Consider the following 18,310-nt stretch of genomic DNA (forward strand, 5'->3'; position numbering starts at 1 on the left):
GTCATGAAAAATTTCATTATAACACTAGTTTTCGCATTCGTTACAAACGTTTTTTATGCACAAGGTGCTTTTGACAAATTTGATGGTCAGGACGATGTAACTTCTGTAATTGTAAACAAAAAAATGTTCGATTTAATGAGTAAGGTAAAAGTTGATGCTTCTGATAAAGAAACACAACAGTACATTTCACTAATTAAAAAACTGGATTACCTAAAAGTATTTACAACCAAAAATCCAAAAATAGAAGCCGACATGAAAGCTTCTGCAGATAAATACATCAAAACTGCCGGTCTCGAAGAATTAATGAGAGTAAATGACAGCGGTAAAAATGTAAAAATAATGGTAAAATCAGGTGCAACCGATACACAAATTAAAGAATTATTGATGTTTGTTGATGGTGCAAAAAATGACGAAACTGTTCTATTGTCTCTTACCGGTAATTTTGACCTGAACGAAATCTCAGTATTAACAGATAAAATGCAACTTCCGGGAGGTTCTGACCTAAAGAAAGCTTCTAAAAATAAAAAGTAAAATAAAATGAAAGCAACCGTTTTTACCTCTATTCTATTCTTCTTGCTGACATTGGTAAGTTGTAATTCTGAGCCGTCACTACAAAAATATTTTGTTGAAAATTCAGAGAAAAAAGATTTTATTGCCTTAGATGTTTCGCCAAACATTTTAAATGTTGACAAAACAAAGTTATCAACTGAACAAAACGAAGCTTTAAATTCTTTTGATAAAATGAACATTCTGGCTTTTAAAGCTGATCAAAATAATCAGACTCAGTTTGAAACAGAAAGAAACAAGGTAAAAGCCATTTTAAAAGACCCAAAGTATCAGGAATTAATGAAATTTGGCTCTGGTAAAGACGGTGCTTCCGTAAGTTATGTTGGAAGTGACGATAATATTAAAGAGTTTGTCATTTTTGCCAACAGAAAAGAAAATGGTTTTGCTGTAGTAAGAGTTTTAGGTGAAAATATGAATCCTAATAACATTATGACATTGATGTCTGTTTTACAGAAATCCAAAATCGATATGGAACAACTAAAGCCTTTAGAACAGCTGATTAAAAAATAAAAACATCTATACTTTTTCTTAGAAAAGCTCCACTTATGGGGCTTTTCTTTTTTAACAACAAGAAAGAGAATACCTACTAATTTTAACTTGGTTTTATTTTGCTGTTAATCAAAAATAATTACATTTACGAAATGAGATTCTCTATTCGCCAAAAAATCAAATCTCAAAACCTAATTAAACCAGAATTAATATGATACAAAAAACATCAAATGCCTTTATTGCGGCATCTTGGGTTGCTCTTGGAGCAGGAACAATTGGATTTATAGTTGGACTTGCCAGAGCAGAAATGCTTTTAAATGAAAAAGGATATTATTTTACAGTTCTAATGTTCGGACTTTTCGCCGTAGTTTCATTACAAAAAAGCGTTAGAGACAGACTTGAAAAACTTCCGGTAACTGATATTTATTACGGAATCTGCTGGTTTGGAACGTTGCTTTCAATTGTGCTTTTAGTAGTTGGATTATGGAATGCCACGATTCTTCCAAGTGAAAAAGGTTTCTATGCTTTTGCATTCTTATTAGCCTTGTTTGGTGCCATTTCGGTTCAGAAAAACACTAGAGACAATATGAACTTTAATCAAAACGAATAAGTTTAAGACTGTTTAAAAATACGAAAAAGCTCCAATTTTCATTGGAGCTTTTCTGTTATAATAGAATCTGAGATTATTAACTCAAAAACATTTTTCTTCTAAAATACAATTCATAAAATTGATTGTCTTTTGAGTCTTTAACAGGTCAAATATAAAAATCGATAATTAAAAAACTATTCAAAATTGTAGGTGAAATATGCTTATTTTTGATAATTCATTTGGAATAGCTGAAAAGTCTTTTGAAACGGAAATAAAAATCTTAGACGAAACTAAATTCAATAATTTAAAAAAATATTGGAATGAAAGAATATAAAAGATCTGTAAATCAACAAAAAATTGTTGACGGAATGAATAAAGTTTATGAAAGTTAATTGAATTCAAAAAGAAATCAAATAGTGAATTAGTTATAATTAAAGATAATAAAATAGTCAAAATCAAACCTTAAAAAAAAGCTCCAATTTTCATTGGAGCTTTTCTTTTTATACTAGAATTTGAGATTATTTACTCAAATACATTTTTCTTCTAGAGTACAATTCGTAGAATTGATCATCTTTCAAGTCATCAATAAACAAGATACTTTCTCCTGTTGATTTCATTTCTGGTCCTAACGCTTTGTTTACGTTCGGGAATTTGCTGAAAGAGAAAACCGGCTGTTTGATTGCATATCCTTTTAATTGTGGATTGAAATCGAAATCTGTCACTTTGTTGTGACCTAACATTACTTTTGTAGCGTAGTTTACATAAGGCTCACCATAAGCTTTTGCAATAAACGGAACCGTTCTTGAAGCTCTTGGGTTTGCTTCGATGATGTAAACTGTATCATCTTTAATCGCAAACTGAATGTTGATTAAACCTACAGTTTTCAAAGCTCTAGCAATTTTATGTGTGTGATCTTTAATTTGTTGCATTACAAATTCTCCTAAGTTGAAAGGAGGCAATGTTGCATTACTATCTCCAGAGTGAACTCCACAAGGTTCGATGTGTTCCATAATTCCAATGATGTAAACATTTCCATCGGCATCACAGATTGCATCCGCTTCAGCTTCGATTGCTCCGGCTAAGTAGTGATCTAAAAGTAATTTGTTTCCTGGAATGGCTTTCAACAAGTCGATAACGTGCTCTTCAAGCTCTTTTTTGTTGATTACAATTTTCATTCCCTGACCTCCTAACACATAAGAAGGACGAATTAAAAGCGGGAAATCTAAAGTATCAGCTAATTTAGAAGCTTCATCAGCCGTTTCAGCGATTCCGAATCTTGGGAAAGGAATATGCAATTCAGTCAATAAATCTGAGAAACGTCCTCTGTCTTCTGCTAAGTCAAGTGCGTCGAAACTAGTTCCGATAATTTTCACACCGTATTTAGATAATTTATCTGCTAATTTAAGCGCTGTTTGACCACCTAACTGCACGATTACACCTTCTGGTTTCTCGTGTTGGATGATGTCATAAATATGCTCCCAAAATACTGGTTCGAAGTATAATTTATCAGCCGTATCGAAATCTGTAGAAACCGTTTCAGGATTACAGTTAATCATGATCGTTTCATAACCGCATTCTTTAGCTGCTAAAACTCCGTGCACACAAGAGTAGTCAAATTCGATTCCTTGTCCAATTCTGTTTGGGCCAGAACCTAAAACAATTACTTTCTTTTTATCTGTTACGATACTTTCGTTATCTACAAAACGTTCTCCGTTTGCTTTTTCAATTTCAGCCTCAAAAGTTGAGTAGTAATATGGTGTTTTTGCTTTAAACTCAGCCGCACAAGTATCAACCAGTTTAAACACACGGTTGATGTTCATGTTCATACGTAAAGTGTGTACTTCACTTTCCAGACAGCTCATCATGTGGGCGATTTGTCTGTCTGCAAAACCTTTTTGTTTCGCCTCAAGCAATAATTCTTTTGGAAGATCAGAAACTTTATAGTTTGAAATTTCTTTCTCTAAAGTATAAAGCTCTTCGTATTGTTTCAAGAACCACATATCGATTCTTGTAATTTCGTGAATAGTGCTCAACGGAATTCCCATTGCGATTGCATCGTAAATTACAAACACACGATCCCAGCTTGCATAAGTTAGTTTCTCAATAATTTGTTCGTAATTTTTGTATCCTTTTCCATCCGCACCTAAACCATTTCTCTTAATCTCTAAAGATTGAGTTGCTTTATGAAGTGCTTCCTGGAAAGAACGTCCGATTCCCATAACCTCACCTACAGATTTCATCTGAAGACCTAAAGTTCTGTCTGAACCTTCAAATTTATCGAAGTTCCAACGTGGTATTTTTACGATTACATAATCTAAAGTTGGTTCAAAAAGAGCCGAAGTAGATTTAGTAATTTGGTTTTGCAATTCATCTAAGTTGTATCCTAAAGCTAATTTCGAAGCAATTTTAGCGATTGGGTACCCAGTTGCTTTTGATGCCAAAGCAGAAGAACGAGAAACACGAGGGTTGATCTCGATTGCTACGATATCTTCTTTTTCGTCTGGCGAAACTGCGAATTGTACGTTACAACCTCCAGCAAAGTTTCCGATACTTCTCATCATTAAGATTGCGTAGTCACGTAATTTTTGGAAAGTGGTATCAGATAACGTCATCGCTGGCGCCACGGTAATCGAATCTCCAGTATGGATTCCCATTGGATCCATATTTTCGATAGAACAGATAATTACAACGTTGTCATTTTTATCTCTCAAAAGCTCCAACTCATATTCTTTCCATCCCATCAAAGCTTTATCAATTAAAACTTCGTGAATTGGAGAAGCTTCAAGACCTCTTGTTAAAAGCTCATCAAAATCTTCTTTTTTGTACACCACAGCAGCTCCAGTTCCTCCAAGTGTAAACGAAGGACGAATTACAAGCGGGAAACCAAATTCCTGAGCAATTTCTTTTCCTTCTAAGTAAGAAGTAGCCGTTTTTGCAGGTGCAGTCGGCACATTAATTCTCTCTAAAAGCTGTTTAAACTGCTCTCTGTCCTCAGTAATATTAATTGCGTTAACATCAACACCGATTAATCTTACTCCGAAATCCTGCCAGATTCCTTTTTCCTCAGCTTCCAAACACAAGTTCAAAGCAGTTTGTCCTCCCATTGTAGGTAAAACAGCGTCAATTTGTGGATGTTCCTTAAGAATTTCAATAATCGATTTTGTCGTTAAAGGTTTCAAATAAATATGATCGGCCATTGATGGGTCGGTCATAATCGTCGCTGGATTTGAGTTTATTAGGATAACCTCAATTCCTTCTTCACGAATCGAACGTGCAGATTGAGATCCTGCATAATCGAATTCGCAAGCTTGACCAATAACAATAGGTCCCGAACCTATTATTAAAACGGATTTAATTGATGTGTCTTTAGGCATTTTTTTTGTATTGTGTAGTTATATAAAGTACTTGATAAAAAACATTCGTAGTCTATTAAAAACGAGAATGTTGCGAAATTTTTTACCGACAAGGTATAAAAAAAGGCGATACTAAAAAAGTAATCGCCTTATGTATGTTTATACAAACATTATTTTTTGTGTCTAGGCTCGCTAGAAACAGTTAATTTATGTCTTCCTTTTGCTCTTCTACGCGCTAGAACTTTTCTTCCATTCGCAGAAGCCATTCTGTCCATAAATCCGTGCTTATTTCTTCTTTTTCTTTTCGATGGTTGAAATGTTCTTTTGCTCATTGCTTTGTATCTTTAAAAATGGTATCTATTAACTCGTTTATTTGGTTTTGGATATCGTTGTTCAAAAACCGAGTGCAAATATACAAAGACTTTTTTTTCTGGCAAGTACTTTTATAAAAATATTTTTAATTCCTTTTACTATCTTTGCAATCACAAATTTACATTAATTATGTTTCATAAAAATATTAAACTTATTTTGGCCGGACTTCTAGTCGTAGCGGGCATTTGGCAATTTACAGAGAGTAATATTGGGAATGGTATATTCCTTATTTTATTAACTGCTATTCCAATTTTTCTTTATTTTAAAAACGAATTTATCCTTTTAGCCTTCCTTAAATTAAGAAAACAAGACTTCGAAGGTGCAAATAAATGGTTATCATATATCAAAAATCCGGAAGGAGCATTAGTAAGAAAACAACAAGGATACTTAAATTATTTACAAGGTATCATGCTATCTCAAACCAATATCAACCAAGCCGAGAAACATTTCAAAAAAGCTATCGAACTTGGACTATCAATGGATATGGATTTAGCTGTAGCTAAATTAAACCTTGCAGGAGTTGCTATGTCACGCAGAAGAAAACTGGAAGCTACTAATTTATTAAACGAAGCTAAAAAATTAGACAAGCAAGGTATGCTGAAAGAACAAATCTCAATGATGAAAGAACAAATGAAGAAAATCTAAATTTTCTTCAAATTCCAAAATATTAAAATCCCAAATTCCAAAAAGAGTTTGGGATTTTTTTTATTTTAGATTGTTGAGTTTCGATTTTAGATTATTCTTAAATGACATTTCCCGCATAGTTTGTCATCCTGAGGAACGAAGGATCACACAAGCGATTCGACAAAGATTATCTGCCATACTTTACAAAGTTTCTTGTGTGATCCTTCGTTCCTCAGGATGACAAAACTACATGCACAGAGATTTTGGAATTTGGAATTTTAAAAATTGGAATTTCACTCAAGTATAATCGAAGGCAAATTCTCATTGAGCCATTTATACTTATTCAAAATCATTATATGTGTTCCTCCTTTTACTAAAATACATTTATCAATATACTTAATCGGAAAAACATCATCTTTGTCTCCGTGAATATGTACTACATTTTCATCAATTTTATCTCGATCCCATAAAATTACTGTTTCTACTGCCCATTGCAGATAACCCAAATCACGAACAGCTAGAAATTTCTCATACAACTTAATTCTTTTATTGACTTTTTCGCCAAATGAAAATTTTGCCAATTTCTCTACATTTAAAATCAACTGCATCGGAATTAGTTTGTATGCCTTTGTTTTCTTTCCTATTTTCATCCTTCTAGGAAATTCGAGATTACTTCTAACACTCGATATAATAATTACTTTTCGGGCTTTAATATGTTTAGCGATTTCTTGAACCAGAATTCCACCAAAGGAAACTCCAATCAAAACAGGATTTTCATGTTTGATATTTTTACTGATTCGAAGTGCATAGTCTGATAAAGATTCTCTTGGATTTGGAATTTCCCATTCGAGAAGGCACATTTCAAAAATATTTTCATCCAATTTAATTCTTTCGAAAATAGATGAACTTGCCGCCAGACCAGGCATAAAATAAACTGGAATTGTACTCATAACATTAAAATGAAATTACCATTAAGACATTTATTCTAAAGAATAAAGTTACTTTTTTTAATAGCATGACAATCAAATTTTAAGCCTAATTCACTCAGGAAATCTAAAAAAAGCAAAGTCTGAAACAACATCTTATGGTTTACAACTTCAAAAAATAATTTAATATTGAAAATCAAATGATTACCTTTGTATTTGAAATATTTTTGACTTTGAAATATTATAAAGAATTTTCTTTCAAGAGTATTTTGGATCCCAAATTCACCTTTTATCCCTAAACCTAAACAAAAAATTGCTATGGAAACATCTGTAACTATGGAAATCAAAGACAACACTTTTGCACGCCAATTTGAAACTGTCGTACCTGAAGGAATGCTGGCAGTTGAGTATTCATTTCAAGAAAAAAAAATCTTCTTAACCAAAATCAACACTCCAGATTCTTATCAGAACGATGATGCGATAAATGCTTTACTGAAAAATGTTCTCGATTTAAGTTCGGAGAAAAATTACAGAGTGGTTCCAATTCATCCAAAGATTGTTTCATTTTTCAAAAAAAATCCTAAATACAAAGAATTACTTCCTCCTGGAATCAGGATCTAAAAATACCCTATAATTCGGAGCCACAGCCCTCCTATTACCATATAAATCAAGAGCATTACCAGACCTGTCACGAGTCCTTTGACCCACCAGCTCTTTAAATCAACATATCCGCTCCCAAAGAATACGGGTGCCGGACCGTGACCGTAATGCGTTAAAGTTCCGTATAACGAACCTATAAATCCTAACATAAAAGCCAGCAGTAAACCTGGAATTCCAAGTGAAACTCCAACTCCAAGCAACGCCGCGTACATTGCTGCCACATGTGCCGTTGCACTCGCAAAAAGATAGTGACTAAAAAAGTAAACCAAAACAATGATAGGAAAAGCCATTTGCCAGCTTAATCCGCCGATTTGTACTTTTACCAAATCACTAAACCAAGCAATAAAACCTAATTCGTTCAACGAACTGGCCATCATTACTAAAACCGAAAACCAAACAATTGTATCCCAAGCACCTTTTTCAGCCTTAACGTCATCCCAAGTTAAAACAGAAGTGAGAAGTAAAATCACCAATCCAATGAAGGCCGTTGTTGTTGCATCTATTGAAAACAAATCGCCAGTCATCCAAAGAAATAAAAGAATAAAGAACGTCAAAAGCATCATCCATTCGTTTCGGGTTATTGCTCCCATTTCTTTTAATTTTTCTCTGGCAATCTGTGGTGCATCACCAGTCTTTTTTAATTCCGGCGGATATATTTTATACAATACAAACGGAATTACAAAAAAAGCACACAATCCCGGAACAATCGCTGCAACTGCCCATGACATCCAGGTAATTTTTATTCCCAAATTCAAAGCAAACTTTTGACACATTGGATTACTGGCTGTTCCCGTTAAAAACATAGACGACGCAATCAAATTCATGTTATAACTATTTAAAGTCAAGTACGAACCCAATTTTCTATGCGTTTCAGGCTTATCCGGCATAGAACCAAAACTCATTGACATAGATTTCATGATTGGATAAATAATTCCTCCTCCTCGTGCCGTATTACTTGGAACAGCTGGCGCCAGAACCAAATCTGCAAGACCTAAACCATAAGCCAATCCCAAAGAACTTTTTCCAAATATTCTAATGAACAGAAAAGCAATTCTGTTTCCTAATCCTGTTTTTATAAAACCTCTTGCAATAAAGAACGAAATTCCTATCAGCCAGATTACCTTATCTCCAAAACCTTTTAATGCTAATGTAATTGACTTACCCGGATCTCCCGGCGCTAAAACCTGGGTAAAAGCTGTCAATGCAATCGCGATCATACACATGGTTCCCATCGGAGCCGCTTTTAGAATAATTCCTAAAATGGTTGCCACAAAAATAGCAAACAGGTGCCAAGCTTCAAGAACAACACCATTTGGAGCCGGAATAAGCCAAATTGCAATTCCAACAGCAAGCGTAATCAAGGTTTGAGGAATCTGTACTTCTTTCATAATAAATGGTTTTATATTAATTTAAAGTCGGAGCTGTAACTGAATTAAGAATAATTCGTCATTATAGGTTGACGTATCGGGTACATTTCTATCAAATCGATCAATTTCAAATCCAAGCTCAATACGTCCTGTATAAGCTTTTCCAAATTCCAAACTAATCATTGGTGTATAAGTTTGCCTTACGTTTGAGTTTACTTTATAACTTGGATCAAAAGTCTCATAACGACACGATACTTCAAAAGCGGTTAATTTTTTATAATTTACCATATATCTTAAATTCGGAAGAAAATAAATACCGCGCATTTGATAATTAGAGACATCACCCACTCTATTTTCGGCAGGAAGAGAAAAATACAAATTATGATTTGTTCCTTGCTTGTATTCAATCTGAAGATCAAAAGACAGTTTGTCTGTGAGCTTAAAATCACTTGTAAAATCAACCCCTACGGCAAAAACCTTTTCTTTAAAAACTCTTCCATAACCGCCGTTAAGACCTAAATTGATTTTATGTTCTTTAGACAGCTCGAAAACCCATCGTGTAGAATATTGTTTTCCGTTATCTTTATCCATTTCTACATTTTTCCCGTTTCCGTTCAAAACAGAAACCGCATAATTAACCGGAATTTTACCGATATCAAAAGTTCCGGTTGCAGAAGCCCCAATCTGGAAACTGGTCCAGCCATTTTTTCCAAATTCATAATACTGATTGGAGAAATCAAAAGATTTAATGATATCAACAGGAACAAGTTCCTCAATACCAAATGCTGGGCGAAACTGACCTCCAGTTAAGGCAATGTATTTATTAAAAGTATATTTTCCGTAGGCATTCTCAAGAACTTTACCTTTGGTATCCGATTTAAAATCGGCTAAGTTCACCAAGATAACAACTTCTGTTTCTTTGCTTAATTTCGTATTTAAGCCAACACGCATTCTTTTAATATCAAAAGAACTTTGCGTAGGATCACCAGTAGAATGATGCATTCCCAGAACATCAACATTATCGCCAAAACTTTCCAGATAACGAGCTTGCAAAAGACCTTTGAGCTGGTATTGTGGATATTTTACTTCTTCTTCTTTTTTTTCTCCATCGTTTACGTCAACTTGAGCAAGCAAATAAACCGGAGACAGAAAAAAGAAAAAAATTATTGGAACTAGTAGAATTTTACTCATAGACTTCAAATAGATAAAATGTTATTTTTATATAATGAATTCAAAATCAGCATTCTGCTTTTTATTCTCAAAAAGCCAATTACCTACTGTCAACACGAAATGGGATTACTAAAATAACAAAAAAATGCGTGGACTGTAAAAAAAATTGCATTAAAATTCTGTTATCAAAAATCCAAACAAAAAAAAGGCACAAGAATTAACTTGTGCCTTTTCAATTATTTAGACTAAAAAAATTACTTTTCTATCTCTCTCATAGAGTCCATTTTTTTATGCGCAAGGAAACCTGCCACATCTTCAAAATGCTCTTTTACTCTTTTATTTCCAAACTCAAAAACTTTAGTTGCTAATCCGTCAAGGAAATCACGGTCGTGAGAAACCAGGATCAACGTTCCGTCAAAATCCCTCAAAGCGTCTTTGATGATATCCTTAGTTTTCATATCCAGGTGATTCGAAGGCTCATCCAGAATCAACAAGTTAACTGGCTCCAACAACAATTTAATCATTGCCAAACGCGTTTTTTCTCCTCCTGAAAGTACTTTTACTTTTTTAGTAATATCATCTCCTTGGAACATAAAAGCTCCTAAAATATTTTTAATCTGAGTTCTAATATCTCCAACTGCAATACTATCAATTGTTTCAAAAATGGTAGCATTTTCATCTAACAAAGCCGCTTGATTTTGAGCAAAGTATCCAATTTGAGCATTATGTCCAATATCAACACTTCCGGAATCAACACCGATTTCTTTCATTATTGCTTTAATCATAGTCGATTTCCCTTCCCCATTTTTCCCAACAAATGCTACTTTTTGTCCGCGCTCGATTACGATATTAGCATCTTTAAATACTACATGATCTCCATACGATTTAGACATTTCTTTCACAATAACCGGATATTGCCCAGAACGTGCCGCCGGCGGGAATTTTAAACGTAATGCAGAAGTATCTACTTCATCAACCTGAACGATTTCCAGTTTTTCCAACATTTTTACACGAGACTGAACCGCATCTGTTTTAGAAAAAGTTCCTTTGAAACGTTCAATAAATGCACGGTTTTCTGCAATCATTTTTTGTTGCTCATCGTATGCTTTTTGCTGATGAATACGACGGTCTTTTCTTAATTCTAAATAATGCGTGTATTTCGCTTTGTAATCGTAGATTCTTCCCATTGTAACCTCGATCGTACGGTTTGTAATATTATCTACAAACGCTCTATCGTGAGAGATTACCACAACTGCTTTTGCCTGATTCAATAAGAAATCTTCTAACCATTGAATACTTTCGATATCCATGTGGTTGGTAGGCTCATCCAGTAAAATTAAATCCGGTTTTCTTAAAAGAATTTTAGCCAATTCAATACGCATTCTCCATCCTCCGGAAAACTCAGAAGTCTGACGTGTAAAATCTTCACGTTCAAAACCTAAACCAACTAAAATCTTTTCAACTTCAGCTTCGTAATTCACTTCTTCGATAGCATAAAATTTCTCGCTTAAGTCAGAAACTCTTTCAATCAATTTCATGTACTCGTCACTTTCATAATCGGTACGAACTGTCAATTGCTCATTGATTTCGTCGATTTCAGACTTCATTTTAAAGATTTCACTGAAAGCTTTAGACGCTTCTTCCATTACAGTTGCCCCATCTTCAGTAAGTAAATGCTGAGGCAAATAAGCAACTACAGCCTCTTTTGGAGCAGAGATACTTCCTGTTGAAGGCTTATTTACACCGGCAATTATTTTCAAAAGTGTAGATTTTCCTGCACCATTTTTACCCATAAGGGCAATTTTATCATTTTCATTTATAGCAAAAGAAACATCGCTAAAAAGTGTAGTTCCACCAAACTGAACCGAAATATCGTTAACTGTAATCATTTGTTTTTTCTGTGAATTTGTTTAATCGGTTCATCGTTTAATCGACTGCCCTTTTTTTCGTGGTGCAAAGATAGATTTAATTAGATAATGTGCCAATTTGAAAATTAGATAATTTTGAGAATGTGTTAATTAGATAATTTTGTTTTTTTTTCGGCCACAGATTAAAAGGATTTTGCTTATTATTAAAAAAAACACATACACTCGAAAAAATCTTTTTTAATCCTTTTAATCTGTGGCAAAAAAAAAGAACTTTTACTGATTTTAAAATTTATTGATTTTTCCTATTTCAAAAATTTAACCTTAACTTGTATAAGAATTTATAAATCAGCAAAATATGAAAACAAAATTTAAAATAGCCGTTTACTTAATTGCAGGATTACTATTTGGACTTTCTGCAAATGCACAAAAAACGGTCATTAAAAAAGAAGCTTTACCGGCAAACGCCCAAACATTCTTAAAAACTCATTTTGGATCAAAAAAGCCGAGCTATATATTAGAAGATAAAGAATTGCTTTCTACAGAATACAAAGTTCAATTTGACAAACAGCTTGAAATCGAATTTGACAAGAAAGGAAACTGGAAAGAAGTGGACGGTAAAAATGATAAAATTCCAAAATCCATCATTCCGAAAAAGATTGCTTCTTACATCAAAACAAATTTCCCTAAAGAGAAAGTGACTAAAATAGAAATTGGAACTTCAGGCTACGAAACAAAACTGACTAATGGTTTGGAATTAAAATTTAATCTAAAAGAGGATTTCATCAAAATAGACAAATAATTTTTAGCCACAGATTAAAGGATTTTCACAAGATTATTTTTCAACAATCTTTATCTAAAATCTTTTTAATCCTTTAATCTGTGGCAAAAAAAACAAACCCGAAAGATTTTAAAATCTGTCGGGTTGTAAAGAATTATCTCATTTTCAAATTGACTAATTATCTAATTTAGTCTTTTCTCCATTTTTTGGTTTCTTCGAAAATATGCTCCATAATTGCCGCTTCCGTAGCATCAAACTCGATATTTCTTCTTGACATTACTAAGCGAGCTGTTTCAAAAGCTTTTTTGGTTACGTAAGTTGTAAAACCTGCAGCCCCGCCCCAAGAGAAACTCGGAACAAAATTTCTTGGAAATCCTGAGCCAAAAATATTAGCACTTACACCAACAACAGTTCCGGTATTAAACATCGTATTGATTCCGCATTTACTGTGATCTCCCATCATTAAACCACAAAACTGAAGTCCTGTTTTTGCAAAACCTTCTGTTTCATAGCTCCATAATTTTACTTCTTCGTAATTGTTTTTTAGATTCGAATTATTAGAATCGGCTCCAATATTACACCATTCGCCTAAAACAGAATCCCCTAAAAACCCTTCATGCCCTTTGTTCGAATTAGCAAAAAGAACTGAGTTTTTAACCTCACCGCCTATTCTAGATCCTGGTCCAACAGTTGTAGCACCATAAACCTTAGCCGACATTTTTACCATTGCATTTTCACACAAGGCAAAAGGTCCGCGAATTGCAGTTCCTTCCATTATCTCCGTATTTTTACCTATATATATAGGTCCGTTCGATGCATTTAAAGTGACGAACTCTAATTTTGCGCCTTCTTCAATAAATATATTTTCCGGAGCAATTACATTAACGCTTTTAGGAATGGGTTGTGATTTTCGGTCTTCTGTCAAAAATTCAAAATCCTGACGGATTGCCGCATCATTTTTAGAGAAAATATCCCAAGTATGTTCTATAGTAATACAATCGTCGTTGTATTGAATGATTTCATAAGAATCAAAATCGACTTCCTGATTTTCGCCTGCAAAAAAAGCTATTACATCTTCACCTTTAAATATGGCCTGATTTGTGGTTAAATTAGAAACCATCTCCGCAAGAGTATCATTTGGCAAATACGCTGCGTTGATCATTACATTTTCTTCCATTTCTACCATCGGAAATTTCTCTGATAAATAATCTTCGGTTATAGTGGTAATTGTAGAACCTAAACGTCTTTCCCATTTTTGACGAATAGTCATAATTCCAACCAAAATATCAGCCACCGGCCGTGTAAAAGTAAAGGGTAGTAAAGCATTCCGAACGGGCCCGTCGAAAAGAATGTAGTTCATAAATAATTGAGTGTTTGTTAAAATTTGATTTGGTTACCTTGGCCCAAAGTTACAAATATTTTACCGGTTTCATTTAAAACCACTTTAACGAAAAGTAATATTTAACGCATAAAAAAAGCCTTCCGGAACCGGAAGGCTTTTATATAATTTAAAACAGCTATTATTTTTTAGCGTGTTTAGCATATTTAGTTTTGAATTTATCAATACGTCCTGCAGTATCAATAAGTTTAGATTTACCAGTATAAAAAGGGTGAGATGTTCTAGAAATCTCCATTTTTACAACTGGATACTCAACTCCGTCAACTTCAATTGTTTCTTTTGTATCTGCAGTAGATTTAGTGATAAAAACTTCATCATTCGACATGTCTTTAAATGCAACTAATCTGTAATTTTCTGGGTGAATTCCTTTTTTCATCTTTTCTTTTTATTTATTGTTTGGAGTATTTTTATTTTGAAGCTTTTTCATGGTTAGAAAAAGGTGTAAACAAATGATACTCTTTTTGTTTAAAAATTTAATTATTTTTGAGTGTGCAAATTTACAATTCTTTTTTAATAAACAAATACTTAGCTCACTTTTTTTTAGTTTATTTCGAAAAGCTTTTTTTATATCCGATTATAGTGGGAATTACTATATTTGTGGATTAATTTTAAAACATATAGAAATATGATTAATGAAGTTATAAAAAAGAATGGAATTACTTATGGAATTGCTTTAGGAGTTATTCTGGCATTAATTACGGCAACTCTTTATGCTATAGATCTTAAGTTATTTGTTTCTGGCTGGATAGGCGGACTTACTTTCGTTATTTATGTGGTAGTAGGAATCCTGCTACTTACCAAAACAAAAAAAGAGATTAATGGATTTTTCTCTTTTAAAGATGCGTTTACCACTTTTTTTATAGCTACAATTATTGCGGTAGCTATTTCTTCATTATTTAGTATTGTATTATTTAACGTAATTGATCCTGAGGCTAAAAACACTTTAAGTGAATTACTGGTTAAATACATGGCTGAAACTTTACAGAAATTTGGAACTCCTGCTTCTGCAATAAATGAAGCCTTAACCAAAATGAGAGAAAACAATCCTTTCTCGGTAACAGAACAATTAAAAGGACTGGTTTTCAGCCTTATTGGTTATTCAATTTTAGGATTAATTTTAGCTGCATTTTTCAAAAGCAAATCGACACAAGAATAAAAATATAAATGAATTTATCTATACTTATACCGCTTCTAAACGAGGAGGAATCACTTCAGGAACTCTACACATGGATCATTAAAGTGATGCAATCTAACAATTACTCTTATGAAATCATTTTTGTAGATGATGGTAGTACAGATAATTCCTGGCAGATCATTGAAGGTTTTTCTAATGAAAATCCGAATGTAAAAGGCATTCGTTTTATGAAAAACTTTGGAAAATCCCAGGCTTTACATGCTGGTTTTGCAAAAGCAAAAGGTGATGTTATCATTACAATGGATGCCGATTTACAGGACAGCCCTGATGAGATTCCTGAATTATATGAAATGATTACAGCTCAGAAATACGATTTGGTTTCCGGATGGAAAAAGAAACGTTACGATTCTGTTGTAGCCAAAAATCTTCCATCAAAATTATTTAACTGGGCCGCCAGAAAAACTTCGGGTGTTGAGTTAAATGATTTTAACTGCGGATTAAAAGCGTATAAAAATGCGGTTGTGAAAAACGTTGAAGTTTCTGGTGAAATGCACCGTTACATTCCTGTTTTAGCCAAAAATGCCGGATTTAATAAAATAGGTGAAAAAGTGGTTATACACCAGGCCAGAAAATATGGTGAAACTAAATTCGGAATGGAACGTTTTATAAATGGATTCCTGGATTTAATTACAATCTGGTTTTTATCTCGTTTTGGAAAAAGACCAATGCACTTGTTTGGAGCTATCGGTTCTATCATGTTTATCATCGGATTTTTATCTGCCGGATATATTGGAGTTTCAAAACTATACCATATGTATAACGGAATGAAATATTCTTTGGTGACCAATAATCCCTGGTTCTATATCGCATTAACCACAATGATCTTAGGAACTCAGCTTTTCCTTGCTGGCTTTCTGGGAGAAATTATTTTGAGAACCAAAAACAATGAAGAAAGATATAAAGTAGCACGCGAAGTGAATTTTTGATACCAATCAGGAAAAAATAATCTTTTTGAGTCAAACGAAACTTTAAAGAAAAACTACCTTTATTAAAACATAAAAGAAAATTTACATGAACATAGCACCTAATATTTTAAACGCTGTAAATGAATGGCTGACTCCTACGTTTGACCAAGAAACGCAGGCAGCAGTAAAAGAATTAATGACAACTTCTCCTAAAGACCTTGAAGAAAGTTTTTATAAAAACTTAGAATTTGGTACTGGAGGCATGAGAGGTGTTATGGGTGTTGGAAACAACAGAATCAACAAATATACGCTTGGAAAAAATACTCAGGGATTATCTGATTATTTGCATAAAGTTTTTCCAAACGAACCGTTGAAAGTAGTTATTGCTTACGATTGCCGCCATAACAGTAATACACTTGCAAAAGTTGTAGCAGATGTATTTTCTGCAAACGGAATTCAGGTTTATTTGTTTTCTGATTTAAGACCAACTCCGGAATTGTCTTTCGCTCTTAAATATTTAAAATGCCAATGCGGAATTGTTCTTACCGCTTCACACAATCCGCCGGAATATAACGGATATAAAGTGTACTGGCAGGATGGCGGACAAATTGTTCCTCCGCAAGACGGTGAAATTATTCAGGTAATCGAAAGTTTAGATTACGATAAAATCAAATTCAATGCAAATGAAAGCCTGATTCAGTATATTGATATTGAAATCGACAAAGCATTCATAAAATCATCAATCGAAAACGCAAGTTTTAATACTCCGGCTGAAGCAAAAGACAACCTTCATATTGTTTTTACTTCTCTTCACGGAACTTCTATAAAATCTATTCCGGATGTTTTATCTCAGGCTGGTTACAAAAACGTTCACATTGTTCCAGAACAAGCAATTCCAGACGGAGATTTCCCTACTGTAAAATCTCCAAACCCGGAGGAACCTGAAGCTTTAACAATGGCAATTGCTTTAGCAGAAAAAACAAATTCAGACATTGTTGTAGGAACAGATCCTGATTGTGACCGTTTAGGTGTTGCAGTTAGAGACAATGACGGTAAATTAATTCTGCTTAACGGAAACCAAACGATGGTTTTGATGACTTCTTTCTTATTGAAACAATGGAAAAAAGCTGGAAAAATCAACGGAAAACAATTCGTAGGCTCTACTATTGTTTCAACTCCAATGATTATGGAATTAGCAACAAGTTATGGCGTTGAATGCAAAGTTGGTTTAACAGGATTTAAATGGATCGCTAAAATGATCAAAGATTTTCCAGAACTTCAATTTATTGGAGGTGGTGAAGAAAGTTTTGGTTTTATGGTTGGTGATGCTGTTAGAGATAAAGATGCAGTTGCTGCTACTTTATTAATATGCGAAGTTGCCGCTCAGGCTAAAGCCGCAGGAAGTTCTGTTTACAAAGAACTTTTACAGCTTTATGTTGAAAATGGTTTCTACAAAGAATTCTTAGTTTCATTAACTAAAAAAGGAATGGAAGGTTTAGAAGAAATTAATCAGATGATGATTAATTTACGTCAAAATCCTTTAAAAGAAATCAACGGTCAGCGTGTAATTATGGTCGAAGACTACCAATCATCTACCGCATTGAATTTATTGACAAACGAAGAATCTTCTATGGATATTCCAAAATCAAACGTATTGATTTATTATACAGAAGACGGTTCTAAAATTTGCGCAAGACCAAGTGGAACTGAACCTAAAATTAAATTCTATATCAGTGTAAATGCCGAATTAGAATCGGTTGCTGATTTTGATGAAGCAGAAAGCTTCTTAGATCAGAAAATCCAGAACATCATTGCTGATATGCAATTGAAATAATAAAATGAGTGACAAACTCTTTACATATCTATCATAATTTTGCACACACTGTGTGCAAAATAGATTAAATTCAATTTTTAGAACTCTGATTTACATTTATAACAAATGCAAATCAGAGTTTTTTTGATAAAAAAAAGCCAAAAAAAATTGAAACCAAACCAATTGGATTAATTTTGTGAGGTAAAAACTCAAAAAAAACAATCTAATTATAACC

17 protein-coding genes are annotated in these 18,310 nt (G+C 33.5%); 9 read left to right on the forward strand and 8 right to left on the reverse strand.

The features are described from left to right. The first annotated feature begins 3 nt into the window (after window positions 1-3). From HYN56_RS00510 to yiaA, 3 genes are all read left to right on the forward strand, one after another. Window positions 4-531, forward strand: a complete 528-nt coding sequence (locus HYN56_RS00510) for a DUF4252 domain-containing protein (protein WP_109190403.1) — start codon at window positions 4-6, stop codon at window positions 529-531. 6 nt (window positions 532-537) lie between these two features. Next, window positions 538-1,077 (forward strand): DUF4252 domain-containing protein, encoded by a 540-nt coding sequence (locus HYN56_RS00515; protein ID WP_109190404.1) that lies wholly within the window; start codon window positions 538-540, stop codon window positions 1,075-1,077. Window positions 1,078-1,267: 190 nt separating this feature from the next. After that, entirely contained in the window at window positions 1,268-1,666 is a 399-nt protein-coding gene (gene yiaA / locus HYN56_RS00520) for an inner membrane protein YiaA (RefSeq protein WP_091497352.1), read from the forward strand. Between the two features lie 497 nt (window positions 1,667-2,163). On the opposite strand, the gene carB is transcribed toward yiaA, so the two are convergent. Together carB and rpmH are read right to left on the reverse strand one after the other, a co-directional pair. After that, a complete protein-coding gene (carB, locus tag HYN56_RS00525) occupies window positions 2,164-5,019 on the reverse strand; it encodes a carbamoyl-phosphate synthase large subunit (RefSeq protein ID WP_109190405.1) in 2,856 nt (951 codons plus the stop codon). 149 nt (window positions 5,020-5,168) lie between these two features. After that, entirely contained in the window at window positions 5,169-5,330 is a 162-nt protein-coding gene (gene rpmH / locus HYN56_RS00530) for a 50S ribosomal protein L34 (RefSeq protein ID WP_008464848.1), read from the reverse strand. Between the two features lie 169 nt (window positions 5,331-5,499). On the opposite strand from rpmH, the gene HYN56_RS00535 reads away from it, so the two are divergent. Next, window positions 5,500-6,015, forward strand: a complete 516-nt coding sequence (locus tag HYN56_RS00535; RefSeq protein WP_011921618.1) for a hypothetical protein — start codon at window positions 5,500-5,502, stop codon at window positions 6,013-6,015. Between the two features lie 272 nt (window positions 6,016-6,287). Here HYN56_RS00535 and HYN56_RS00540 read toward each other — a convergent pair whose 3' ends face one another. Next, window positions 6,288-6,944: an alpha/beta hydrolase gene (locus tag HYN56_RS00540; protein WP_109190406.1), complete on the reverse strand. Its 657-nt coding sequence runs from the start codon at window positions 6,942-6,944 to the stop codon at window positions 6,288-6,290. 312 nt (window positions 6,945-7,256) lie between these two features. On the opposite strand from HYN56_RS00540, the gene HYN56_RS00550 reads away from it, so the two are divergent. After that, window positions 7,257-7,541, forward strand: a complete 285-nt coding sequence (locus HYN56_RS00550) for a GNAT family N-acetyltransferase (protein ID WP_109190408.1) — start codon at window positions 7,257-7,259, stop codon at window positions 7,539-7,541. Here the strand turns inward: HYN56_RS00550 and HYN56_RS00555 are convergent. The 3 genes from HYN56_RS00555 to HYN56_RS00565 all read right to left on the reverse strand — a co-directional run bounded on the left by HYN56_RS00555 (window position 7,538) and on the right by HYN56_RS00565 (window position 12,006). Next, on the reverse strand, window positions 7,538-8,968 hold the full coding sequence (locus HYN56_RS00555; protein WP_109190409.1) for an anion permease: 1,431 nt from the start codon (window positions 8,966-8,968) through the stop codon (window positions 7,538-7,540). The genes HYN56_RS00550 and HYN56_RS00555 overlap by 4 nt on opposite strands. A 21-nt stretch (window positions 8,969-8,989) precedes the next feature. Continuing rightward, entirely contained in the window at window positions 8,990-10,138 is a 1,149-nt protein-coding gene (locus HYN56_RS00560) for a porin (RefSeq protein WP_109190410.1), read from the reverse strand. Between the two features lie 233 nt (window positions 10,139-10,371). Further along, window positions 10,372-12,006 (reverse strand): ABC-F family ATP-binding cassette domain-containing protein, encoded by a 1,635-nt coding sequence (locus tag HYN56_RS00565; protein WP_109190411.1) that lies wholly within the window; start codon window positions 12,004-12,006, stop codon window positions 10,372-10,374. A gap of 334 nt (window positions 12,007-12,340) precedes the next feature. Here HYN56_RS00565 and HYN56_RS00570 point away from each other — a divergent pair, with 334 nt between their 5' ends. Beyond that, window positions 12,341-12,784: a PepSY-like domain-containing protein gene (locus HYN56_RS00570; RefSeq protein ID WP_109190412.1), complete on the forward strand. Its 444-nt coding sequence runs from the start codon at window positions 12,341-12,343 to the stop codon at window positions 12,782-12,784. Window positions 12,785-12,950: 166 nt separating this feature from the next. Here HYN56_RS00570 and HYN56_RS00575 read toward each other — a convergent pair whose 3' ends face one another. Both HYN56_RS00575 and HYN56_RS00580 read right to left on the reverse strand, forming a co-directional pair. Further along, complete coding sequence (locus tag HYN56_RS00575) at window positions 12,951-14,123, reverse strand: GlmU family protein (protein WP_109190413.1); 1,173 nt, start codon at window positions 14,121-14,123, stop codon at window positions 12,951-12,953. A gap of 160 nt (window positions 14,124-14,283) precedes the next feature. Continuing rightward, window positions 14,284-14,538: a type B 50S ribosomal protein L31 gene (locus HYN56_RS00580; protein WP_008464817.1), complete on the reverse strand. Its 255-nt coding sequence runs from the start codon at window positions 14,536-14,538 to the stop codon at window positions 14,284-14,286. A 249-nt stretch (window positions 14,539-14,787) separates the two neighbouring features. On the opposite strand from HYN56_RS00580, the gene HYN56_RS00590 reads away from it, so the two are divergent. The 3 genes from HYN56_RS00590 (at window position 14,788) to HYN56_RS00600 (ending at window position 18,096) form a co-directional block, all read left to right on the forward strand. Next, window positions 14,788-15,318 carry a DUF4199 domain-containing protein gene (locus tag HYN56_RS00590; RefSeq protein ID WP_109190415.1) on the forward strand — a complete coding sequence of 177 codons (531 nt, stop codon included), beginning with the start codon at window positions 14,788-14,790 and terminating at the stop codon, window positions 15,316-15,318. An 8-nt stretch (window positions 15,319-15,326) separates the two neighbouring features. After that, a complete protein-coding gene (locus HYN56_RS00595) occupies window positions 15,327-16,283 on the forward strand; it encodes a glycosyltransferase family 2 protein (protein WP_109190416.1) in 957 nt (318 codons plus the stop codon). A gap of 85 nt (window positions 16,284-16,368) precedes the next feature. Further along, the gene (locus HYN56_RS00600) at window positions 16,369-18,096 is read left to right on the forward strand and encodes a phospho-sugar mutase (protein WP_109190417.1); all 1,728 of its coding nucleotides are present in this window, start codon (window positions 16,369-16,371) and stop codon (window positions 18,094-18,096) included. Window positions 18,097-18,310 lie beyond the last annotated feature (214 nt).

It is taken from the genome of Flavobacterium crocinum, from assembly GCF_003122385.1.
GTDB classification, from domain to species: Bacteria; Bacteroidota; Bacteroidia; order Flavobacteriales; family Flavobacteriaceae; genus Flavobacterium; species Flavobacterium crocinum.